This is a genomic window from Hypericibacter terrae, from assembly GCF_008728855.1.
Taxonomy (GTDB): Bacteria; Pseudomonadota; Alphaproteobacteria; order Dongiales; family Dongiaceae; genus Hypericibacter; species Hypericibacter terrae.
The window spans coordinates 4,045,055-4,065,861 of sequence record NZ_CP042906.1 but is presented as its reverse complement, the minus strand read 5'-3'; the positions used below and the strand labels follow the sequence as shown (position 1 = coordinate 4,065,861).

Genomic DNA, 20,807 nt, shown 5'->3' with positions numbered 1-20,807 from the left:
TGCTGGTGGCCGGCCGGGCGCTCAGCGCTGCGTGAGCGCCATCCGCGCCGCCAGGCCGACGAACAGGCCGGCGGTGATCCAGCGTAAGGCCGCCACGGCGCGGCGCGAGTTCAGGATCCGCTCCCGGGCGGCGCTCGCCGACAGCGCGACGATCAGCAGCACGCTCGTGCCGCCGATATTGAACAGCAATCCCAGGAACAGGATCTGGCCGGCGACCGACCCGCGCGTGGGATCCACGAATTGCGGCAGGAAGGCCAGGATGAAGAGCGCCACCTTCGGGTTGAACAGGTTCGTCACCACCCCGTCGAGGAAGGCGCGATGCGCGCGCCGGGGCGGCAGGGACACGGCCTGGAGGGGACCGGAGCGGTCGGTCGCGGCGCGCCAGGCGAGATAGAGCAGGTAGGCGGCCCCGGCATATTTGACGATGAGGAACGCCGCCTCGGATTGCTGCAGCAGGGCCGACACGCCGAAGGCCGCCAGCAGGGAATGGATCAGACTGCCGCCCGCCACCCCGAAGGCGGCCCAGACCCCGGCGGACCGTCCGCGGCCGAGGCTTTGGGCCAGGACCATGGTCATGTCGGCGCCGGGCGTCAGATTGAGCGCCAGGGCCGCCGCGAGAAAGGGCAGGAGGGTCGCGAGATCGGGCAGGAAGCTCGGCATGACGGGGCCATTCTTGGTTAAGCGCGCCGGTGAAGCGTCCGGATGTTCTGCCATGGGCGAGGGCTTCGCAGGATAGGGGGTCTGCGCAGGGCTGTCAGACCCGGGACGCGGCCTCCGGCTGGTTGACGGCGGGGGGTTCCCCAGGCAGAAAGATGGGCTTGCGGTCGCGCGACGGCCGCCAATCCCCTGCTTTCTCGGGTCTTTTCGGCGATGGACGACAGCCGCATCTATCTCTTCGACAGCACGCTGCGCGACGGGGCGCAGACCCAGGGCGTCGATTTCAATGTTCTGGACAAGCAGGCGATCGCCGAAGCGCTGGACAAGATCGGGATCGACTATGTCGAGGGCGGCTGGCCGGGCGCCAACCCGACCGACGATGCCTTCTTCGCCCAGCCGCCGGGCTTGAAGCGCGCGAAGCTCGTGGCCTTCGGCATGACCCGCAGGCCCGGCCGCAGCGCCGGCAACGATCCGGGACTGGCGGCCCTGACCGGGACCAAGGCCCGGGCGGTCTGCATGGTCGGCAAGAGCTGGGACTTCCATGTCGATGTGGCCCTGGGCATCTCGCGCACCGAGAACATCGACATGATCGCGGAGAGCGTCATCCACGCGAAGACGCGCGTCGACGAGGTCATGTTCGACGCCGAGCATTTCTTCGACGGCTATCGCGCCAATCCGGCCTATGCCCTCGACTGCGCCAAAGCGGCGTTCGAGGCGGGCGCCCGCTGGATCGTGCTCTGCGACACCAATGGCGGCACGCTGCCGCACGAGATCGAGCGCATCGTCGGCGAAGTGGCGAAAACCATCCCGGGCACGCAGCTCGGCATCCATTGCCACAACGACACCGAGAACGCCGTCGCCAACAGCCTGGCCGCGGTGCGCGCCGGCGCGCGCCAGATCCAGGGCACGCTCAACGGCCTTGGCGAGCGCTGCGGCAATGCCAATCTCGTCTCGCTGATCCCGAGCCTCCTGCTCAAGACCGACTACAAGCTCGGTGTCGATCGCGAGGCGCTGAAGGGCCTGACTCATCTGTCGCGGCTGCTGGACGAGCGGCTCAACCGCGCGCCGTCGCGCAACGCGGCCTATGTCGGTGAATCCGCCTTCGCGCATAAGGGCGGACTTCATGTGTCGGCCGTGGAGAAGGACCCGCGCACATACGAGCATATCGATCCGGCGCTGGTCGGCAATCGCCGCCACATCGTCGTGTCGGACCAGTCGGGGCGCGCCAACATCCTGGCGCGGTTCCGCGACATAGGGCTCGAGATCGAGGCCGACGATCCCAAGGTCGCGAGCCTGGTCGAGCTGGTGAAAGTCCGCGAATATGACGGCTATGCCTATGACGGCGCCGAAGCCAGCTTCGAGCTGCTGGCGCGCCGCGAGCTCGGTGGCATCCCCGACTATTTCCGCGTCGCGCGGTTTCGCGTGATGGACGACCGGCGCTGGAACGCGCGCGGCGAGCTGGTGACGGAATCCGAGGCCACGATCACGCTCGAGGTCGGCGAGGAGCGGCTGATGACGGTCGCGACCGGCAACGGTCCGGTCAATGCGCTCGACAGCGCGCTGCGCAAGGCTCTGCTCGCCTTCTATCCCGAGCTCGAGGATATGCGACTGGTCGATTACAAGGTGCGCATCCTGACGCCCAGTGCAGGCACCGGAGCCGTCACCCGCGTCATGATCGAGAGTGCGGACGGCACCGGCGAGCGCTGGTCCACGGTCGGTGTCTCGCCCAACATCATCGACGCCTCGTTCAACGCCCTCCATGACGGCATCAGCTGGAAGCTCTATCGCGCCGGGGCTCCCGTGCGCAGCGATGCGCCCAAGGGCGCTGCAAGGAAATCCTGATGGCCGCGGCCGGCCGCCGGGCGCAGGTCTCGCTCGAGGCGCCCGCGGTCATCCTGATCGAGCCGCAGCTTCCGGAGAATATCGGCGCCACCGCGCGCGCCATGATGAATTGCGGCCTCGTCAATCTGCGGCTGGTGCGTCCGCGCGAAGCCTGGCCCAACGAACGCGCACGCGAGGTTTCCTCGGGCGCGCATGAGGCCATCGACAAGGCGCAGGTCTATCCGTCGGCGCGCGCCGCGATGGCCGATCTCACCCGCGTCTATGCGACCTCGGCGCGCCATCGCCAGATGATCAAGACGGTGATGACGCCGCGCGAGGCGGCGGCCGAGATGCGGGCGCTCGCCGCGCGCGGCGAGCGCGTCGGTGTGATGTTCGGCCCGGAGCGGGCGGGCCTTGAGAATGACGAACTCTCGCTGGCCGATGCCGTGATCCGGGTTCCGCTCAATCCGGAGTTCACCTCGCTCAACCTGGCCCAGGCGGTGCTGCTGATCGGCTATGAGTGGTATCAGGCGGGCGATGCGACGCCGCCGCGCGAGCTGGTGGTGAACGGCACGCGGCCGGCGGAGAAGGAGGAACTGCTCAACTTCTTCGACCATCTCGAGCGCGAGCTCGATGCCTCGGGGTTCCTGCGCAATGCCGAGAAACGGCCGGGCATGGTGCGCAATATCCGCAACCTGTTTCAGCGCGCCAGCCTGACCCGCCAGGAGATCCGCACCCTCCATGGCATCGTCAAAGAGCTCTCTTCCAAGCGGGAAAACCGGCCCCGGCGCCGGAAAACCACTGCAAGCGATTGAATTCACGTAATTTAATCGGCTTTGACAGGCCGGCCGGCAGCGGCTACAACCTGCCGCCTCATTCCCGAGAAAGTGGATCTTGCGCCATTGGGCCGTGATCCCGTCCGCCTGCGTCCGGAAATGGACGTCTGGGATGGAACTATCGGGACAACAAACAGACGAAGGAACCACCGGTGACAAAGCGCGCCGAATCCAAATACAAGATCGACCGACGCCTCAATGTGAATCTCTGGGGCCGTCCCAAGAGCCCCCTCAACAAGCGCGAATATGGCCCCGGCCAGCATGGCCAGCGCCGCAAGAAGCCCTCCGACTTCGGCCTCCAGCTGATGGCGAAGCAGCGGCTCAAGGGCTATTACGGCAATATCGGCGAGCGCCAGTTCCGCCGCATGTATGAAGAGGCCGCGCGCCGTCGTGGCGACACCGGCGAGAATCTGGTGGGCCTGCTGGAGCGTCGTCTCGACGCGCTGGTCTATCGCGCCAAGTTCGTGCTGACCGTTTTCGCTGCGCGCCAGTTCGTCAATCACGGCCACATCAAGGTCAATGGCAAGCGCGTCAACATTCCTTCCTACCAGGTGAAGGAAGGCGACATCATCGAGGTGAAGGACCGCTCCAAGCAGCTCGCCGTCGTGCTCGAGGCCGCGGCCTCGAACGAGCGCGATGTGCCGGACTATATCGAGGCGGACCATAAGGGCATGCGCGCCAAGTTCGTGCGCGTCCCGGCGCTGGCCGACGTGCCCTATCCGGTTCAGATGGAACCGCATCTGGTCGTCGAGTTCTATTCGCGCTGATCCGCCGAAGGAACGATGGTTTCGCGAAAGGCCGGCCCCTTGGGGCTGGCCTTTTTCGTTTTGGGCGTGTTGGGTCTGGTCTCTTCCCCCGCTTTGCGGGGGAAGGTCAGGAAGGGGGATGACGCGATCGCCGAGCAGCCCCCTCCCTATCCCTCCCCCGAAGACGGGGGATCGACAGAGCAACCCATCGTCATGGCCCGGCGCACCCCCTTCCATTACTCTGACTTGCCGCCGCTGGGAGGCGGTCCGCGAGGAACGATCCGAGGGATGACCGCATCCGACGATTCGGCTGCCGCCGCTGCGCCAGGTGCTTCGGCCCTGTCAGAGCTTGCGGTCGCCCGGGCTCATCAGGCGGCGGCGCGATGGCCGGAGGCCGTGGCCGGCTTCCGCCAGGCGCTCGCACAAGAGCCCGGCTCTACCGAAGCCCTGGCGGGCCTTGGCGACAGCCTCCGCGACCAGGGCTCGGTCGACGAAGCCGTCGGCCTTCTGGAATCGGCGGTCGGCCGCCATCCGGACTCGGCCCCGCTGCATTACAGCCTGGGCCGCGCCTATCAGCGCGCCGGCCGCCTGCGGGAGGCGATCGACATCTACAAGACCGTGTTGCGGCTCGATCCCCGCCATGCCGACGCGCTGAACAGCGTCGGGCTCTTTTTCAGCACGCGCGGCGATCTCGAGAACGGGATCAAGCTGTATCGGAGGGCGCTGGCGGCGCGTCCGGATTTTCCCGACGCGCTCGTGAATATGGGTCTCAATCTGAAGATCCTGGCGCGCTATCAGCCGGCCCTTCAGGCGTTCCAGGAAGCGGCCCGCCTCGATCCGGATTACGCGCGGGCCCATTGGGCCGAGGCCCAGCTTCAGCTCTTGCTCGGGCGGTTAAGGCGGGCTGGCGCGGCTATGAATGGCGCTGGCGCACCCGCGAGGAGAGCGACGATCGCGGCCGGCTCTTCCCTCAGCCCGTCTGGGACGGCAGGGCTCTGCCCGACGGCAAGCTGCTGGTCTGGCGCGAGCAGGGTGTGGGCGACGAGATCATGTTCGCGAGCCTGCTGCCCGAACTCGCCGCCACGACGGGCTGCGTGCTGGAATGCGATCCGCGACTGCTGCCGCTCTTCGCCCGTGCCCTGCCGCAGGTCGAGCTGGTGGCGCGCGCCGATCCCTTGCCGGCAAGGTTGAAGGCCCCCGACATCCGCGCCCAGATCGCCGCCGGCAGTCTCGGCCGCTGGCTGCGGCCGGACCGCGCCAGCTTCGCCGGCCATGGCGGCGCCTATCTTCGGCCCGATCCCGAGACGCGCGACCGCTGCCGGGCGCGCTACGGGACCGACAGGCTGAATGTCGGGATCGCGTGGGATACCACCAAGAACGAGCCGACCGCCCAGCGGCGGATCAAGCTCGAGGAGCTGCTGCCGATTCTGCAGGTGCCGGGCGTGCGCTTCGTCAGCCTGCAGTATGGCGACCATCGCGAGGCGATCGCGAAGCTCAGATCCGAAGCCGGTGTCGAACTGCTGCAGGACTCGGCGATCGATCAGCTCAAGAGTCTCGACGACTTCGCGGCGCAGACCGCCGCCCTCGATCTGGTCATTGGCATCGACAACAGCGCCGTCCATATGGCCGGCGCCCTCGGCGTCCCGGGCTGGGTGCTGCTGCCCCAGCCGCCCGAATGGCGCTGGCTGATCGAGGGAGAGGATTGCCTCTGGTGGCCGTCCTTACGGCTCTTCCGGCAGACGACATGGCGGGATTGGAGGGCGCCGGTCGCGGCGGCCGCCCAGGCGCTGGCCCTTCTTGTTGGGCAGCGCTCCCCATGAGCCAGTCACCGCTCGCCATCGCCTTCGCGCAGCACAAGGCCGGCCGCCTGGCCGAGGCCGAAGCCGCCTATCGCCGTCTCCTGGCGGCGGCCCCCGGCAATAGCGACATCGCCATGCTGCTGGGCCTCCTGCTCGACCAGCGCGGCGCCCATGAAGAGGCCGTGCAGCATCTGACCCGTGTCGCAAAGGCGAAATCGACCGATCCCGCCTCGCATTACAACCTGGCCCTGGCCCTGCAGCATGCGGGGCGGCGCGGCGATGCGGCGATCGCCTATCGGCGCGCGCTGGCCTTGCGTCCCGACTATCTCGCCGCCCGGGTCAATCTCGGCAATGTCCTGGCCGAGGCCGGAAGCGACGCGGACGCGATCGCTGTCTTCCGCGACGGGCTGGCCCGCCATGGCGACCAGGCCGACCTGCATTACAACCTGGCGCGCGTCCTGCAGCATGCAAGCCGGCAGGATGAGGCCCGCGCCCATTATCGCGCGGCGCTGGCGCTCAAGCCCGACCTGGCCGGTGCGATCAACAATCTCGGCCTCCTGCTTCAGGCGAGCGGCGAGAGCGACGAGGCGATCGCGCTCTACGAAAGAGGATTGGCGGCCAACCCCTCGAACGTCGATCTGCTGCTCAATCTCGGCAACAGTCTGACATTGGTGGACCGCTTCGACGACGCCATCGCGACCTATCGGCGGGCGCAGGCGGTTGAGCCCGGCAATGTGGATGCGCATCACTTCGAATCCTTCATGCTCCTGCTGCTCGGCCGCTTCAAGGAAGGCTGGGAGGCCTATGAATGGCGTCTGCGCACGCCGCAGATGCAGAGCAAGATCGTTCGCTATCCGCAGGCCCGATGGAACGGGCAACGCGATCTGGCGGGACGTCTTCTGGTCTGGAACGAGCAGGGCGTCGGCGACGAACTGATGTTCCTCAGTCTCCTGCCGGAGCTCGCCCGGGACATGCGGCTGCTGGTCGAATGCGATCCCCGGCTGTTGGCCCTGTTCCGCCGCTCGCTGCCAGCCATCGAGTTTGTCGCTCGATCTCCCGAAGGCGCGGCAGCGCCAGGTTGGCCCGCCGATATCGCGGCGCAATGTCCGGCTGGATCCCTGATGCGCCAGTTGCGGCCGGATCTGGCGAGCTTCGCCCGAGGCGGTTCCTATCTCACGGCCGATCCTCAACGCCGCGACGCGCTGATGTCACGTTATGGTCGCGATCGCCTGCGGGTCGGCATTGCCTGGCACACCACCGCGCCCAATGCGGGCCTGCGCCGGCAACTCGCCTTGTCGAAATTGACGCCGCTGCTGCACCTTTCGGGCGCGCATTTCATCAGCCTGCAATATGGCGATCATGCCGCGGAGATCGCGGCGCTCGCCGCTCAGGGAATCGAGCTGCGGCAGGATCCCCAGATCGACGCCTGGAACGACCTCGACGGATGGGCCGCGCAGATCGCGGCGCTCGATCTTGTCATCACCATCGACAACAGCACGGCCCATATGGCGGGCGCCCTCGGCGTGCCTTGCTGGGTGATATTGCCGCACCCGCCGGAATGGCGCTGGCTCCTGGCGCGCAAGGACTGCCTGTGGTGGCCCAAATTAGAGCTTTTCCGCCAAACCCGACCCGGCCAGTGGGGCCCTGTTATTACCGAGTTAACCGGCAGGCTGGCAGAGAGGATTGTTTCCAACCGAGACGGCCAAGCCTTATCCTGACAAACATCAGGGATTTAATCCCCAGAGGCGGAGCGAGGATAGAGATGCTGCGTGTCTTCATTGGCTACGACCCGCGCCAGCCGGTCGCCTACAACGTGCTGCAATTCTCGCTGATGCGGCGCTCGACGCGGCCCGTTGCGATCACGCCGCTGGTGATCCAGCAACTGCCGATGAAGCGCATGGGCCTCACGCCCTTCACCTATTCGCGCTTCCTCGTGCCGCAGCTCTGCAACTACGAGGGTTGGGCCCTCTTCCTCGATCTCGACATGCTGGTGCAGGGGGACATCGCCGAGATTTTCGATCTCGCCGACGAGAACCAGGCGGTGATGGTGGTCAAGAGCAACGCCCGCTTCGAATGGGCCTCGGTGATCCTTTTCAATTGCGGCCACCCGGACAATCGCAGGCTGACGTCAGAATATGTCGAGACCGCCGAAGGGCTTCACGGCATCGGCTGGACCGACAAGATCGGGACCCTGCCGGCCGAGTGGAATCATCTCGTCATGTACGATCAGCCGAAGCCGGCGAAGCTTCTGCATTACACCGCCGGCATGCCCTGTTTTCCGGAGACCAAGGATCTCGGCTATGCCGACGAATGGACCAAGGAGCTGAAGCAGATGACGATGATCGTCCCCTGGGCCCAGCTCATGGGCAACTCCGTCCATGCCAAGCCGGTGCTGGAACGGCTGGCGAAGGCCAAGGAACAGAAGCCGACCATCTGAGCCAGGCACCCTCGGGAGAGCAGGTTACCGGCGAGTGGGTCATGGAAGTTCGCGGTCGGAATCACTATCTCTAGCGCCATGATCGACAAGACGCTCCCTGTTCTCTTCCTCTCCCACGGCTCGCCGATGCTCCCCTTCGAGGAGATTCCGGCGCGCGATTTCATCGCGGGCCTGGGCGCGCGCCTGCCGCGGCCCGAGGCGATCCTTTGCATCTCCGCCCATTGGGAGACGCCGGCGCCGGCCGTCAGCACGGCCCGCGCGCCCGAGACCATCCATGATTTCTACGGCTTCCCCGAAGCGCTCTACCGCATCGCCTATAAGGCGCCCGGCGCGCCGGCCCTGGCCGAACGCACCCAGGCGCTGTTGAACGCCGCGGGGCTGCCCACCAGTGCGGACCCCACCCGGGGTCTCGATCACGGTGCGTGGAACCCGCTGCTGCTGATCTATCCCGACGCCGACATCCCCGTGACGCAGCTCTCGATCCAGCATCCGGCCGGTCCCGGCCATCATGTCGCCTTGGGCCGCGCCCTCAAGCCCTTGCGCAAGGAAGGGATCCTGATCCTGGCGAGCGGCGGGGCGGTCCATAATCTGCGCCAGTTCGGCGTCGATCGCGAGACGCCGGCGGACTGGGCCACCGGCTTCGACGATTGGCTGGCCGACCGGGTTGCGGCCCAGGATACCGCCAGCCTGATCGAATATCGGCGCCTCAAGCCCGAGGGCCGGCAGGCCCATCCGCGTGATGAGCATTTTCTGCCCTTCTTCGTGGCGTTGGGCGCGGGCGAGGGCGAGACGGGTCGTCCGATCCATCGCAGCTTCGCCCATGGCAGCCTCAGCATGGCCTCCTACGCCTGGGGCGATATCGCGCCTGAGCGCGCCCGCGCGGCCTGACCCCTCGACGCCGTTCGATTAAGCTCGCAAGATCGTTTTTTTGCGAGAGAGGTGGCCCATGGCACCTGGCAGCCATCCGCCCAAGACCAGCCGCGAGATCCGCCTGAAGCGCTATCCCCCGGGGATGCCGACGCGCGACGATTTCGACCTGGTCGAAGTCACCCTGCCCGATCTGGCCGACGGGCAGATGGTGGTGCGCAACATCGCCATGTCGGTTGATCCCTATATGCGCGGCCGCATGACGGGGGCCCGCGACAGCTACGTGCCGCCCTTCGAGCTGGGCCAGCCGCTGCTGGGCGAAGCGGTCGGCCAGGTCGTGGCCTCGCGCGACGGTACCTATCCGGTCGGCGCCTATGTCACCTCGATGCTGGGCTGGCGCGAGGCTTTCGTGGCGGCCGGCGATCAGCTCTCGCCGGTCGACGGCAAGGCGGCGCCGCTGACGGCCTATCTGGGCGTGCTCGGCATGCCGGGCCACACCGCCTATGGCGGGCTTCTCCGTTATGGCCAGCCCAAGCGCGGCCAGACCGTGTTCGTGTCGGGCGCCGCGGGAGCCGTCGGCAGCGTCGTCTGCCAGGTCGCGAAGATCAAAGGCTGCCAGGTGATCGGCAGCGCCGGTGGCCCCGAGAAGACGAAATGGCTGAAGGAGGTCGCGGGCGTCGATCACGTCATCGACTACAAGGCCGTGAGCGACCTCGGCGCCGAGTTGAAGCGCCTGGCGCCCGACGGCATCGACATCTATTTCGAGAATGTCGGCGGCGCCCATCTCGAGGCGGCGCTCGACAACATGAAGGTGCATGGCCGCATCATCATGTGCGGCATGATCGGCGCCTATAACGCGCGCACGCCCGGTCCGCCCAATCTCATGCGCATCGTGCGCCGGCGCCTGACGGTGCAGGGCATCCTGTTCCTGGATCTGCAGGATATGGGCCCGGACTTCGAGCTCGACATGCCGCGCTGGATCGCGGAAGGCCGGGTCAAATGGCACGAGACGGTGTTCGAGGGAATCGAGAAGGCCCCCGACGCCTTCCTCGGCCTCTTCAACGGCGCCAATCTCGGCAAGATGATCGTGCGGCTGGGGCCGGATAAGTAGGGAAAGGAAAAGTCTCACTCCCTTCCCTTGCGGTAGGGGGTAGGGGGAGGGGTGCAGCAACACGATAAAGGGGAGTGCGCGGCACCCCCTTCCTAACCTTCCCCCTCAAGGGGGAAGGGACTCTCACGTAGAGACGCGAAGTTCGTTCCTCACGCCGCCTTATGCGCGATGCCGCGTTCGGAGAGGAGCTGCTGCAGCTCGCCCGACTGGTACATCTCGCGCACGATGTCGCAGCCGCCGACGAACTCGCCCTTCACATAGAGCTGCGGAATGGTGGGCCAGTTGCTGAATTCCTTGACGCCCTGGCGCAGGCTCGGGTCGGTCAGGATGTCCACGCCCTTGAACTTGACGCCGAGATGGGTCAGCACCTGGACCACGGCCGCGGAGAATCCGCATTGCGGGAAGACCGGCGTGCCCTTCATGAAGAGCACGATTTCATTGTCGGTGATGTCCTGCTTGATGCGTTCGAAAACTGGATTGGTCGTCGACATGGGATCCTTCATCCTCTCTCGGGGGCGTCCGGCGTGCCTCTCCAACGCGCCGTCCGCATGATGCGAGTCACGTGACTATGCCTCAAGCGCCGTCCGGCAGGCCGGTCTGCAGGGCGAGGGCATGGAGCTCGTCGCCCATCCGGCCGCGCAGCGCCTGATAGACCATCTGATGCTGCTGGATACGGGTCTTGCCGGCGAAGGCCCGGGACTTCACCAGGGCCGCGTAATGGTCGCCGTCGCCGCGCAGATCCTCGATCGCGATCACCGCATCGGGCAGCGCTTCCTTGATCAGGCGTTCCAGCTCGGCAGCGTCCATCGCCATGAAATATCTGTCCTTCTGCCGTAGGCCGGGTTAGCTCGCCGCGCCCATATAGCCGGGCAGCCAGCCCTCGTTGATCTGGCTCAGCTCCGCCACGGATATGGACCCGTGACCGGTGACTGTCAACGCGGCTCCTCCCACGCGGCCGAGCCTGGTGGCGGGAACGCCGGTCTTCCGGGCCCGATCCAGCAGCGCCTCGGCCTCGGCGGCGGCGCAGGTCACTAGATAGCGGCCCTGATCCTCGCCGAACAACCATGCGAGCGGCGTGGCTTTGGCCTCGACCGGCAGCTCCAGGCTGGCGCCGAGGCGCCCGGCCATCGCCATCTCGGCCACCGCGACCAGGAGGCCGCCGTCCGAGAGGTCGTGGCAGGCCGTGAGCTTGCCATCGGCGATGAGGCCGCGGACGAAATCCCCATGGCGGCGTTCGGCCGCCAGATCGACCGGCGGCGGCGGACCCTCTTCGCGTCCCGCCAGCTCGCGCAAGGCGAGGCTCTGGCCGATATGGCCCTGGGTCGCACCCAACAGGATGATGGCGTCCCCTTCGGCCTTGAATTTGAGGGAGACCGAGTGGTCGGCGTTCTGCAGCAACCCGACCCCGCCGATGGCCGGCGTCGGCAGGATGCCCTTGCCGTTGGTCTCGTTGTAGAGCGAGACATTGCCCGACACGACCGGGTAGTCGAGGGCGAGGCAGGCCTCGCGCATGCCTTCGACGCAACCGGCGAACTGGCCCATGATCTCGGGCCGCTGCGGATTGCCGAAATTCATATTGTCGGTGAGGGCGAGCGGCGTGGCGCCGACCGCGGTCAGGTTGCGCCAGCTCTCCGCCACGGCCTGGGCGCCGCCCATCTTCGGATCGGCGAAGCAATAGCGCGGCGTGCAGTCGGTCGAGACCGCCAGGCCCTTCTTGCTGTCCGGCAGGCGCACCACCGCGGCGTCGCCGCCGGGCCGCTGCAAGGTGCGGCCCATGACGAGATGGTCGTACTGCTCCCAGATCCAGCGCTTGGAGGCGAGGTCGGGACAGGCCAGCAGCGTCTTCAAGGCCGCGAGCGGCTCGATCGCCGGCAGCGCCGAAGCCGCGACCGGCGCCTGGGCCGGTGTCGCCGCCGTCGGGCGGTCATAGACCGGCGCCTCGGAGACCAGCGGTTCCACCGGCATGTCGGCCTGGACCTTGCCGTCCTTCTTGAGGACGAGGCGGCCGGTGTCGGTCAGGCGCCCGATCACGGCGAAATCCAGCTCCCATTTCTCGAAGATGGCGCGCGCCTTCTCCATGGCTTCCGGCTTCAGCACCATCAGCATGCGCTCCTGGCTCTCGGAGAGCATGATCTCATAGGCTGTCATGCCGGTTTCGCGCACCGGCACCTTGTCGAGATCGAACTCGATGCCGAGCCCGCCCTTGGAGCTCATCTCGACCGAGGAGGAGGTGAGGCCGGCGGCCCCCATGTCCTGGATCGAGACGATGGCGTCGGTCGCCATCAATTCGAGGCAGGCTTCGAGCAGCAGCTTCTCGGTGAAGGGATCGCCGACCTGCACGGTCGGGCGCTTCTCCTCCGAATCCTCATTGAACTCGGCCGAGGCCATGGTCGCGCCATGGATGCCGTCGCGGCCGGTCTTGGCGCCGACATAGATCACAGGGTTCCCGACGCCGGCGGCCTTCGAATAGAAGATCTTGTCGGCCTGGGCCAGGCCCACCGTCATCGCGTTGACGAGGATGTTGCCGTTGTAGGAGGGGTGGAAATTCACCTCGCCCCCCACGGTCGGCACGCCCATGCAATTGCCATAGCCGCCGATGCCGGCGACCACGCCCGCGACCAGATGGCGGGTCTTGGGATCGGCGGGGCTGCCGAAGCGCAGCGCGTTCAGATTGGCGATCGGCCGGGCGCCCATGGTGAAGACGTCGCGCATGATGCCGCCGACACCCGTCGCAGCACCCTGATAGGGCTCGATGAAGGAGGGATGGTTGTGGCTCTCCATCTTGAAGACCACGGCCTGCCCGTCGCCGATATCGATCACGCCGGCATTCTCGCCGGGCCCCTGGATCACGACGGGCCCCTCGGTCGGCAGCCGCTTCAGCCAGCGCCGCGAGGATTTGTAAGAGCAGTGCTCGCTCCACATGACCGAGAAGATGCCGAGCTCGGTCAGATTTGGCGCGCGGCCCATGATCTTGAGGATCGACTGATATTCGTCGGCCGTGAGCCCATGCTCGGCGACGATGTTGGGCGTGATCGAGGCGGTCGTGGCGAAAGCGGTCACGAGAGCGCCTCCGCGAGGCTGCGGAAGAGTCCGCGGCCATCGACCGAGCCCAGCAAGATGTCGATCGCATTCTCGGGATGCGGCATCAGCCCAAGCACCGTCTTGGTTTCGTTGAAGATGCCGGCGATGTTGCGCGCCGAACCGTTCGGATTTCCGGCCGCCGTCACGGCCCCATTGGCTTCGCAATAGCGGAAGGCGACGCGGCCCGACTGCTCGAGCTTGTCGAGCGTGGCCGCATCCGCATGGTAGTTGCCGTCGTGATGCGCGATCGGCACCGACAGCACCTGGCCCTGCTCATAGCCGCCGGTGAACATGGTCTGGCTGTTCTCGACCTTGAGGTTGACGTTGCGGCAGACGAATTTGAGCGCCGCATTGCGCAGCAGCGCCCCCGGCAGCAGCCCCGCCTCGGTCAGGATCTGGAATCCGTTGCAGATACCCAGGACCGCCACGCCCTTGCCAGCGCGCGCCTTGACCTCGCGCATGATCGGCGAATGAGCGGCGATGGCCCCGCAGCGCAGGTAGTCGCCATAGGAGAAGCCGCCCGGCACCACCACCAGATCGACCTTCGGCAGCTCGCTGTCGCGATGCCAGACCAGCTGCGGGGCGGACCCGGTCACCTCGGCCAGCGCCTGCCAGGCGTCGCCCTCGCGATTGGATCCCGGAAATACGATGACGGCGGATTTCATGGAGAAGAGCGCCCTTTCAAGCCCGCGCCCTGCCGGCGCGGGTGGGGGAGAGGGAGGGTGAGAAGCTCGTCATATGGGATGTCAGTCCGCGAAGTCGATCGCGTAATTCTCGATCACCGTATTCGCCAGGAGCTTCTGGCACATGGCGTCGAGATTGGCCTTGGCCTTGGCGCGGTCGGTTTCCTTGAGCTCGATCTCGATATATTTGCCCTGGCGGACATCTTCGACGCCGGCAAAGCCCATGACCCCCAGCGCATGCTGGATGGCGCGTCCTTGCGGGTCGAGAACGCCGGATTTGAGGGTGATATGGACGCGCGCCTTCATGGGTGTTCCGGCTCCTGATGTCCTGGGGTTACTGCATCGTCGAGGGGCCCTTGAGGTCGCGCGGTCCGCCCTCGGGCAGGATGCCGAGCCGTCGCGCCACCTCTTGGTAGGCCTCCGCCACCCCGCCGAGATCGCGGCGGAAGCGGTCCTTGTCGAGTTTCTCGTTGGTCTTCACGTCCCAGAGCCGGCAGGAATCGGGGCTGATCTCGTCGGCCAGCACGATCCGCATCTCCTCGTTCTCATAGAGCCGCCCGAACTCGACCTTGAAGTCGACGAGCCGCAGGCCGACGCCGAGGAAAAGCCCGGTCAGGAAATCATTGGTGCGCAGCGACAGCGACAGCATGTCGTCGAGGTCCTGGGGGCTCGCCCAGCCGAAGGCGGTGATATGCTCTTCGCTCACCATCGGATCGCCCAGCTCGTCGGACTTGTAATAATATTCGACGATCGAGCGCGGCAATGCGGCGCCCTCGGCCATGCCGAAGCGCTGCGACAACGAGCCGGCGACGACGTTGCGGATCACCACCTCGATCGGGATGATCTCGACCTCGCGCACGAGCTGCTCGCGCATGTTGAGGCGCCGGACGAAATGAGTCGGCACGCCGATCTCGCCCAGCTTCACCATCAGATATTCGGAGATGCGGTTGTTGAGCACCCCCTTGCCGGTGATGGTGCCCTTCTTCTGATTGTTGAAGGCCGAGGCGTCGTCCTTGAAGTACTGCACCAGCGTGCCCGGCTCAGGCCCTTCATAGAGGATCTTCGCCTTGCCTTCATAAATGCGACGCCGACGCGACATGGCGAGCTCCGGGGGGTGGGAGGGGCCGCGTAAGGCTTGGCGCGCCCAAGAAAAATCGGCACGGCGGTCCCGCCGGTCGGGGTCTCTATAGCAGGCGCGATAAGGAGTGACAACCGCGCCCGGGGACGCAGGGAAACCCGCTTAAAAGCTGAGGTTTTGGAAGGGCTGGAGGTCGGGACGGCCGGCCGCGAAACGCCAGATCGCGCGGCGGTCGAGTCCCACTCTGGGCAGGGCCAGGAGCGAGCTCGAGACCGTCTCGAATCCGTCTTCGCCGACGATGCACATGGCGTCATAGACCGAGCCGCCCGGTGCCGGCGTCCGATCCTTCAGCAGCCCTTCCCAGCCCTGCCAGCCGTTCGTGGCGGGTTCGGGGACGGGCGCCTTCTCGAACTGCGGCAGGAAATGCGCGATCCGCTTGCTGTGGGCGCGGTCGTTGCGGTCATGGGCGGTCAGCATGGAGACGCCGGGCGGGATGCGCTCGACCGAGACGCCCCGGCCTTCCTCGCGGCTGCCGAGATTGCGCATCCAGAAGGCGTCGCGATTGTCCGCCACTACCAGATTGAAGGGACGATAGGCCTCGGGATCGAGGTCGGTGAGGAAGCCCACGGCCGCGCGCGCGTCGGCATGGTCCAGCGCCTCGAGCACCAGCTCGCCGCGGCTGCGCTTGCCGGCGGCGGGCCCGAGCGTGTTCATCCGGTTCATGATGGCCGCCACGACGCCGTGGTCGTTCAGCCCCATCCAGCTGCCGCCGGCGAGCTTGTCGATGCCCGCAACGACTTCCGGCCGGTCCGGCCAATGGCGCGCCGGGGGCGCCCAGGGCCGGTTCTTCATTTCGTCACGATTGGCGCCGACGATGACCGGCCAGTCATGGCCGGGCCGCAGCAAAATCACCACACTGCACATGAGCCGAGGCCAATGACAGGTTCAGGCGCCGCTGGCAAGAGGTCAGGAGCTGGCTTTGGGAGGGCGACCGCCGTGCTATCGACGTTAACCATCGGACAGAAAATCTTGACGGCGGCGCCCGCCAGGGCCACTTCTGAGGCGGGCAAACCGGACCGCCCGAGGCACCAATAGGAGATCCAGGGGTATGACGAGCTTTGACGATCGCGAGCGCGGATTCGAGGGGAAATTCAAGCATGACCAGGAGCTTGGATTCAAAATCTCAGCCCGCCGCAACAAGCTGTTGGGCCTCTGGGCCGCCCGGGAAATGAAGCTGCCGGCGGCCGAGCATGACGCCTACGCCAAGTCGGTGGTCATGGCCGACCTGGAAAAGCCCGGCGACGACGATGTCGTCGACAAGCTGCTGGCCGATTTCAAGGCGAAGGGCATCGAGATGACGGACCATCGGATTCGCCATCAGCTGACCGAGTTTCGCGAGATCGCGCGCCAGCAGGTGATGTCCGAGACGAAGTGACGTAGCCGGCCGCGCAGCCACAGCGGCACCGACGCGTCACTTCATGCGAGCGGGGACCGGGTTCATCCCGGCCCTCGCGACAGCGGAGGAAGTGACCCATGTCGGTATTCGACGATCGCGAGCGCGCCTTCGAAGGCCAGTTCCAGCATGAGCAGGAACTCCAGTTCCGGATCCACGCCCGGCGCAACAGGCTGTTGGGGCTCTGGGCCGCACGCCTGCTGAGGCTGCCGGCTGCGGAGCATGACGGCTATGCGAAGAGCCTGGTCATGACCGAGATCGACCAGCATGGCAGCGAGGCGGTCATCCGGAAGCTTCTGGCGGATTTCGAGGATCGCGGCATCGAGATCTCCGAACACCGCATCCGCCGCCACCTCACCGAGCTGCAGGAACTGGCGCGGAAAGAGGTGATGTCGGAAGTGAAGGGCTAAGATTCCTGTTCCCTCCCCCGGAAAGACGGGGGAGGGGATTGGAGCTAGCCCTTCCCGAATACCCGCTTGAACACCGTGTCCACATGCTTGAAGTGGTAGTCGAGGTTGAAGAGCGCCTCGAGTTCCGCCGGTTTCAGCTTGGCCGTCACGGCCGGATCCTGCTTCAGCAGCGCCAGTAGATCGCCGCGCGTCTCCCAGGCCTTCATCGCGTTGCGCTGGACCGTCTGATAGGCCTCCTCGCGGGCCATGCCGGCTTGCGTGAGCGCCAGCAGCACGCGCTGCGAATGGACCAGGCCGCCGAAGAGGTCGAGATTGCGCTGCATCGCGGCGGGATAGATCACCAGCTTCTCGACCACCGTCGCCATGCGCGACAACGCGAAATCGAGCGCGATGGTGGCGTCGGGGCCGATCACGCGCTCGACCGAGCTGTGCGAAATGTCGCGCTCATGCCAGAGCGCCACATTCTCCAGCGCCGGCGTGACCATGCCGCGGATCAGCCGCGCGATGCCGGTGACGTTCTCGGTCAGCACCGGATTGCGCTTATGCGGCATCGCCGAGGAACCCTTCTGGCCCGGCGAGAAGTACTCCTCGGCCTCGGCCACCTCGCTGCGCTGCAGATGCCGGATCTCCGTCGCGAGATTCTCGATCGAGCCGGCGATGACGCCGAGCGTGGCGAAGAACATCGCGTGGCGGTCGCGCGGGATCACCTGGGTCGAGACCGGCTCGGGCTTGAGGCCCAGTTTCTTCGCGACATGCTCTTCGACGCGCGGATCGATATTGGCGAAGGTGCCGACCGCCCCGGAGATGGCGCAGGTCGCAATCTCCTCGCGCGCGACCGTGAGGCGCGCCCTGGCGCGGTCGAAGGCGGCGTAATGGCCGGCGAGCTTGAGGCCGAAGGTGGTGGGCTCGGCATGGATGCCATGGCTGCGGCCCATGGTCGGCGTGAGCTTATGCTCGAAGGCGCGCTTCTTGATCGCGGCCAGCAATTTGTCGAGATCGGCCAGCAGCAGCTCGGAGGCCTGCTTGAGCTGCACCGCGAGACAGGTGTCGAGCACGTCCGAGGAGGTCATGCCCTGATGCACGAAGCGCGCGGCCGGGCCGATATGCTCGGCCAGGTTGGTCAGGAAGGCGATCACGTCATGCTTGGTCTCGCGCTCGATCTCGTCGATCCGCGCGATCTCGAACTTGCCCTTTTCCCAGACCGCTTGGGCCGCTTCCTTCGGGATCACCCCCAGCTCGGCCTGGGCGTCGCAGGCATGCGCCTCGATCTCGAACCAGATGCGGAAGCGGTTCTCCGGTTCCCAGATCCGGGTCATTTCGGGACGGCTATAGCGTGGAATCATCGAGGTTTAGGCCCTGGCAGGTCGGTGGGAGGTGCCCATTATGGCACAGTCTCGCGGACCATAAGGGGCAGGGACGATTCGGTCCACCGGCGCCCTTGCCGCGGGAGTCCAATTCCAGGCCAGTGAAAGTTTTTTGATAATTTTCACCGGCGGCACTAGCCTGCCGCTCGATATGGCGGGGAGAGCCCAGAAGACCTCGGCGAATGCCAACCGGCGCATGATCCGCGCCTCCAAGCTGCTGCCCGGCGAGCCCGCTCCCGGCAGCAGCGGCGAGCTCTCGCATCATCTGGGCCGCGAGGTGCGCAGCCTGCGCCATGCCCGCGACATGACGCTGGAGGAGCTCGGCGAGAAGACGGGCCTCTCGGTCGGCTTCCTCAGCCAGATCGAGCGCGGCCTCTCCAACCCATCCGTCATCGCGCTGCACGACATCGGCAAGGCGCTCGGCGTCAACATCAGCTGGTTCTTCGCCGAGAACGCGCCGGGGCCCGAGGAGGAGCGCGACTTCATCGTGCGCGCCGACCGGCGCCGCACGCTCCATTACAGCCACGGCATCACCGACAGTCTGCTGACGCCCTATCTCGACGGGCAGCTCGAGCTGCTGCTGAGCCGCTTCCCGCCGGGTGCCACCAGCGGCGAGGCGCCCTACACCCATATCGGCGAGGAGGCCGGCATCGTCATCGCCGGCCAGCTCGATCTCTGGATCAACGCCAAGCGCTTCCGGCTCTGGGAAGGCGACAGCTTCACCTTCAAGAGCACGCTGCCCCATCGCTATCGCAATCCCGGCGCCATCGAGACGGTGGTGATCTGGGCCATCACGCCGCCCAGCTATTGAGGGCGGGAATCAACAGCAAGAATCCAATCGATCTCAGGGAGGAACGACGACTATGACCGCACTCGCCGAATTCCAACGCCTCAGCAACCGCCTCCTGATCGGGGGCGAGCAGCGCGCCAGCAGGGCCTCGACCCAGTTCGACGTGATCGACCCCGCGACCGAGGATGTCGTGGGCAAGGTCGCAGATTCCACCGAGTCCGAGGTCGAGGAGGCGATCCGCGTCGCCAACAAGGCGCAGAAGGTCTGGAACAAGACCAACGCGCTCACCCGCGCGGAGCTGCTGCATGAGGTCTCGCATCTTCTGCGCGAGACGCGGCCGGTGATCGCCGAGATGCTGACCCGCGAGATGGGCAAGACCTACAAGGAATCCTTCGACGAATGCACCTGGGCCATGTCGGCAATCGACTACTACGCCGAGGTCGGCCGCGCCGAATGGGGCAAGGTGCTGGGTCCGGCCACCGACGGCCAGTTCCACTACACGATCAAGGATCCGCTGGGCGTCGTCGTCATCATCCTGCCCTTCAACTACCCGCTCTGCCTGCTCTGCTGGGAGGCGGCCGCGGCACTGGCCTCGGGCAATGCCGTCATCATCAAGCCGTCGGAGATGACCTCGCTGGTGACGATGAAGTTCCTCGAGGCCTTCTCGGCTGTGCTGCCGCCGGGCGTGGTGCAATGCGTAACCGGCGGCGGTCGCGTCGGCGGCCAGCTCGTCGCCAGCCGCGACACCCACATGATCGCCTTCACCGGCGGCATCGAGACCGGCCAGAAGGTGGCCCAGGCCTGCGCCACCGATTTCAAGCGCTGTCTGATCGAGGCCTCGGGCAACGATCCCTTCATCGTCATGCCTTCGGCCCCGCTCGACATTGCGGCGCGGGGCGCTTCCTTCGGCGCCTTCATCAATTGCGGCCAGGTCTGCGCCGCGGCCGAGCGCTTCTATGTGCATGAGAAGGTGCATGACGAGTTCGTCGAGCGTGTCGTCGCCGAAGCGAAGAAGGTCCGTATCGGCAACGGCCTCGCCAAGTCGGATATGGGCCCGCTCGCCTCGCGCAAGGAACGCGACCGCTACGAAGGCATTGTCGCCCGCGCGGTCAAGGAGGGCGCCAGGGTCGTGACCGGCGGCGGCAGGCCCGCCGGCCTCAATCGCGGCTTCTTCGCCGAATGCACGGTGATGACGAACGTCACACCCGAGATGGAGATCATGAACCGCGAGAGCTTCGGGCCGGTGCTGCCGGTCTGCAAGGTCAAGAACTTCGACGAGGCGATCGCACTCGCCAACCGCTCGCGCTATGGCCTGGGCGCGACGATCTATACCAAGGACCTCGAGGAGAGCATGCGCGCCGTCAACGAGCTCGAAGCGGGCATGGTCTGGGTGAACGCGCCTTTGCTCGACAACGATGCCGGTCCCTTCGGCGGGCGCAAGATGTCGGGCATGGGCCGCCAACTGGGTGCTGAAGGCCTCGACACCTTCCGCCACACCAAGCTCGCCATGATCGATCCCGCCGCCAGCGCCCATGATTTCTGGTGGTTCCCCTACAAGGACAGCGAGATGTATCAGGGCAAGAAGTAACCGTCTCGACGAGGAGCCGCCGCTCTCCGGTCGCGCGGAGGGCGTCGGCTCGACGCTTTCACGATGTCCGTCTTCCGCTTCCGGTC

The 20,807-nt window shown here is 66.3% G+C and carries 21 protein-coding genes; 12 read left to right on the top strand and 9 right to left on the bottom strand.

Features of this window, described 5'->3' with window-relative positions; all coding sequences use genetic code 11:
• Positions 1-21: 21 nt before the first annotated feature.
• On the bottom strand, positions 22-660 hold the full coding sequence (locus tag FRZ44_RS18550; protein ID WP_151178577.1) for a LysE family translocator: 639 nt from the start codon (positions 658-660) through the stop codon (positions 22-24).
• A 210-nt stretch (positions 661-870) separates the two neighbouring features.
• Here FRZ44_RS18550 and cimA point away from each other — a divergent pair, with 210 nt between their 5' ends.
• The 8 genes from cimA to FRZ44_RS18505 all read left to right on the top strand — a co-directional run bounded on the left by cimA (position 871) and on the right by FRZ44_RS18505 (position 10,274).
• On the top strand, positions 871-2,499 hold the full coding sequence (gene cimA / locus FRZ44_RS18545; RefSeq protein WP_151178576.1) for a citramalate synthase: 1,629 nt from the start codon (positions 871-873) through the stop codon (positions 2,497-2,499).
• Complete coding sequence (locus FRZ44_RS18540; RefSeq protein ID WP_151178575.1) at positions 2,499-3,293, top strand: RNA methyltransferase; 795 nt, start codon at positions 2,499-2,501, stop codon at positions 3,291-3,293. Before cimA ends, FRZ44_RS18540 begins: the two co-directional genes overlap by 1 nt.
• Positions 3,294-3,466: 173 nt before the next feature.
• Positions 3,467-4,081, top strand: a complete 615-nt coding sequence (gene rpsD / locus FRZ44_RS18535; RefSeq protein ID WP_151178574.1) for a 30S ribosomal protein S4 — start codon at positions 3,467-3,469, stop codon at positions 4,079-4,081.
• A 15-nt stretch (positions 4,082-4,096) separates the two neighbouring features.
• The gene (locus FRZ44_RS27625) at positions 4,097-5,251 is read left to right on the top strand and encodes a tetratricopeptide repeat protein (RefSeq protein WP_151178573.1); all 1,155 of its coding nucleotides are present in this window, start codon (positions 4,097-4,099) and stop codon (positions 5,249-5,251) included.
• Between the two features lie 625 nt (positions 5,252-5,876).
• Positions 5,877-7,577 (top strand): tetratricopeptide repeat protein, encoded by a 1,701-nt coding sequence (locus FRZ44_RS18520; RefSeq protein WP_191908177.1) that lies wholly within the window; start codon positions 5,877-5,879, stop codon positions 7,575-7,577.
• Positions 7,578-7,621: 44 nt separating this feature from the next.
• Positions 7,622-8,296, top strand: a complete 675-nt coding sequence (locus FRZ44_RS18515) for a glycosyltransferase (protein WP_151178572.1) — start codon at positions 7,622-7,624, stop codon at positions 8,294-8,296.
• Positions 8,297-8,374: 78 nt separating this feature from the next.
• Entirely contained in the window at positions 8,375-9,184 is an 810-nt protein-coding gene (locus FRZ44_RS18510) for a DODA-type extradiol aromatic ring-opening family dioxygenase (protein ID WP_151178571.1), read from the top strand.
• Positions 9,185-9,242: 58 nt separating this feature from the next.
• Positions 9,243-10,274, top strand: a complete 1,032-nt coding sequence (locus tag FRZ44_RS18505) for an NADP-dependent oxidoreductase (protein WP_151178570.1) — start codon at positions 9,243-9,245, stop codon at positions 10,272-10,274.
• Positions 10,275-10,423: 149 nt separating this feature from the next.
• Here the strand turns inward: FRZ44_RS18505 and grxD are convergent, their stop codons facing one another.
• The 7 genes from grxD to FRZ44_RS18470 all read right to left on the bottom strand — a co-directional run bounded on the left by grxD (position 10,424) and on the right by FRZ44_RS18470 (position 16,040).
• Positions 10,424-10,765: a Grx4 family monothiol glutaredoxin gene (gene grxD / locus FRZ44_RS18500; protein WP_151178569.1), complete on the bottom strand. Its 342-nt coding sequence runs from the start codon at positions 10,763-10,765 to the stop codon at positions 10,424-10,426.
• An 82-nt stretch (positions 10,766-10,847) separates the two neighbouring features.
• Entirely contained in the window at positions 10,848-11,087 is a 240-nt protein-coding gene (locus FRZ44_RS18495; RefSeq protein ID WP_151178568.1) for a BolA/IbaG family iron-sulfur metabolism protein, read from the bottom strand.
• Positions 11,088-11,117: 30 nt separating this feature from the next.
• On the bottom strand, positions 11,118-13,334 hold the full coding sequence (purL, locus tag FRZ44_RS18490; RefSeq protein ID WP_151178567.1) for a phosphoribosylformylglycinamidine synthase subunit PurL: 2,217 nt from the start codon (positions 13,332-13,334) through the stop codon (positions 11,118-11,120).
• Positions 13,331-14,020, bottom strand: a complete 690-nt coding sequence (gene purQ, locus FRZ44_RS18485; protein ID WP_151178566.1) for a phosphoribosylformylglycinamidine synthase subunit PurQ — start codon at positions 14,018-14,020, stop codon at positions 13,331-13,333. Before purQ ends, purL begins: the two co-directional genes overlap by 4 nt.
• A gap of 81 nt (positions 14,021-14,101) precedes the next feature.
• A complete protein-coding gene (gene purS / locus FRZ44_RS18480; protein ID WP_151178565.1) occupies positions 14,102-14,344 on the bottom strand; it encodes a phosphoribosylformylglycinamidine synthase subunit PurS in 243 nt (80 codons plus the stop codon).
• Positions 14,345-14,372: 28 nt separating this feature from the next.
• Positions 14,373-15,137 carry a phosphoribosylaminoimidazolesuccinocarboxamide synthase gene (gene purC / locus FRZ44_RS18475; RefSeq protein WP_151178564.1) on the bottom strand — a complete coding sequence of 255 codons (765 nt, stop codon included), beginning with the start codon at positions 15,135-15,137 and terminating at the stop codon, positions 14,373-14,375.
• Between the two features lie 141 nt (positions 15,138-15,278).
• The gene (locus FRZ44_RS18470; protein ID WP_151178563.1) at positions 15,279-16,040 is read right to left on the bottom strand and encodes an NRDE family protein; all 762 of its coding nucleotides are present in this window, start codon (positions 16,038-16,040) and stop codon (positions 15,279-15,281) included.
• Between the two features lie 184 nt (positions 16,041-16,224).
• Between FRZ44_RS18470 and FRZ44_RS18465 the strand changes: the two genes are divergently transcribed.
• Positions 16,225-16,551, top strand: coding sequence for a DUF1476 domain-containing protein (locus FRZ44_RS18465; protein WP_151178562.1), 327 nt, complete (start codon positions 16,225-16,227; stop codon positions 16,549-16,551).
• Between the two features lie 98 nt (positions 16,552-16,649).
• The gene (locus FRZ44_RS18460) at positions 16,650-16,979 is read left to right on the top strand and encodes a DUF1476 domain-containing protein (protein WP_151178561.1); all 330 of its coding nucleotides are present in this window, start codon (positions 16,650-16,652) and stop codon (positions 16,977-16,979) included.
• Between the two features lie 44 nt (positions 16,980-17,023).
• Here the strand turns inward: FRZ44_RS18460 and purB are convergent, their stop codons facing one another.
• A complete protein-coding gene (gene purB, locus FRZ44_RS18455) occupies positions 17,024-18,322 on the bottom strand; it encodes an adenylosuccinate lyase (RefSeq protein WP_151178560.1) in 1,299 nt (432 codons plus the stop codon).
• Positions 18,323-18,494: 172 nt separating this feature from the next.
• On the opposite strand from purB, the gene FRZ44_RS18450 reads away from it, so the two are divergent.
• Together FRZ44_RS18450 and FRZ44_RS18445 are read left to right on the top strand one after the other, a co-directional pair.
• Positions 18,495-19,154 carry a helix-turn-helix domain-containing protein gene (locus tag FRZ44_RS18450; protein WP_225308333.1) on the top strand — a complete coding sequence of 220 codons (660 nt, stop codon included), beginning with the start codon at positions 18,495-18,497 and terminating at the stop codon, positions 19,152-19,154.
• Between the two features lie 52 nt (positions 19,155-19,206).
• Positions 19,207-20,721, top strand: coding sequence for an aldehyde dehydrogenase family protein (locus FRZ44_RS18445; protein ID WP_151178559.1), 1,515 nt, complete (start codon positions 19,207-19,209; stop codon positions 20,719-20,721).
• Positions 20,722-20,807: the final 86 nt, after the last annotated feature.

Coding starts and splice junctions, on each gene's coding strand:
- purS (WP_151178565.1), bottom strand. CDS start 14,344: ATGAAGGCGCGCGTCCATATCACCCTCAAATCCGGCGTTCTCGACCCG.
- FRZ44_RS18505 (WP_151178570.1), top strand. CDS start 9,243: ATGGCACCTGGCAGCCATCCGCCCAAGACCAGCCGCGAGATCCGCCTG.
- FRZ44_RS18515 (WP_151178572.1), top strand. CDS start 7,622: ATGCTGCGTGTCTTCATTGGCTACGACCCGCGCCAGCCGGTCGCCTAC.
- FRZ44_RS18470 (WP_151178563.1), bottom strand. CDS start 16,040: ATGTGCAGTGTGGTGATTTTGCTGCGGCCCGGCCATGACTGGCCGGTC.
- FRZ44_RS18550 (WP_151178577.1), bottom strand. CDS start 660: ATGCCGAGCTTCCTGCCCGATCTCGCGACCCTCCTGCCCTTTCTCGCG.
- grxD (WP_151178569.1), bottom strand. CDS start 10,765: ATGTCGACGACCAATCCAGTTTTCGAACGCATCAAGCAGGACATCACC.
- FRZ44_RS18520 (WP_191908177.1), top strand. CDS start 5,877: ATGAGCCAGTCACCGCTCGCCATCGCCTTCGCGCAGCACAAGGCCGGC.
- FRZ44_RS18445 (WP_151178559.1), top strand. CDS start 19,207: ATGACCGCACTCGCCGAATTCCAACGCCTCAGCAACCGCCTCCTGATC.
- FRZ44_RS18465 (WP_151178562.1), top strand. CDS start 16,225: ATGACGAGCTTTGACGATCGCGAGCGCGGATTCGAGGGGAAATTCAAG.
- FRZ44_RS27625 (WP_151178573.1), top strand. CDS start 4,097: ATGGTTTCGCGAAAGGCCGGCCCCTTGGGGCTGGCCTTTTTCGTTTTG.
- FRZ44_RS18540 (WP_151178575.1), top strand. CDS start 2,499: ATGGCCGCGGCCGGCCGCCGGGCGCAGGTCTCGCTCGAGGCGCCCGCG.
- FRZ44_RS18510 (WP_151178571.1), top strand. CDS start 8,375: ATGATCGACAAGACGCTCCCTGTTCTCTTCCTCTCCCACGGCTCGCCG.
- purB (WP_151178560.1), bottom strand. CDS start 18,322: ATGATTCCACGCTATAGCCGTCCCGAAATGACCCGGATCTGGGAACCG.
- cimA (WP_151178576.1), top strand. CDS start 871: ATGGACGACAGCCGCATCTATCTCTTCGACAGCACGCTGCGCGACGGG.
- purQ (WP_151178566.1), bottom strand. CDS start 14,020: ATGAAATCCGCCGTCATCGTATTTCCGGGATCCAATCGCGAGGGCGAC.
- purC (WP_151178564.1), bottom strand. CDS start 15,137: ATGTCGCGTCGGCGTCGCATTTATGAAGGCAAGGCGAAGATCCTCTAT.
- FRZ44_RS18450 (WP_225308333.1), top strand. CDS start 18,495: ATGGCGGGGAGAGCCCAGAAGACCTCGGCGAATGCCAACCGGCGCATG.
- FRZ44_RS18495 (WP_151178568.1), bottom strand. CDS start 11,087: ATGGCGATGGACGCTGCCGAGCTGGAACGCCTGATCAAGGAAGCGCTG.
- FRZ44_RS18460 (WP_151178561.1), top strand. CDS start 16,650: ATGTCGGTATTCGACGATCGCGAGCGCGCCTTCGAAGGCCAGTTCCAG.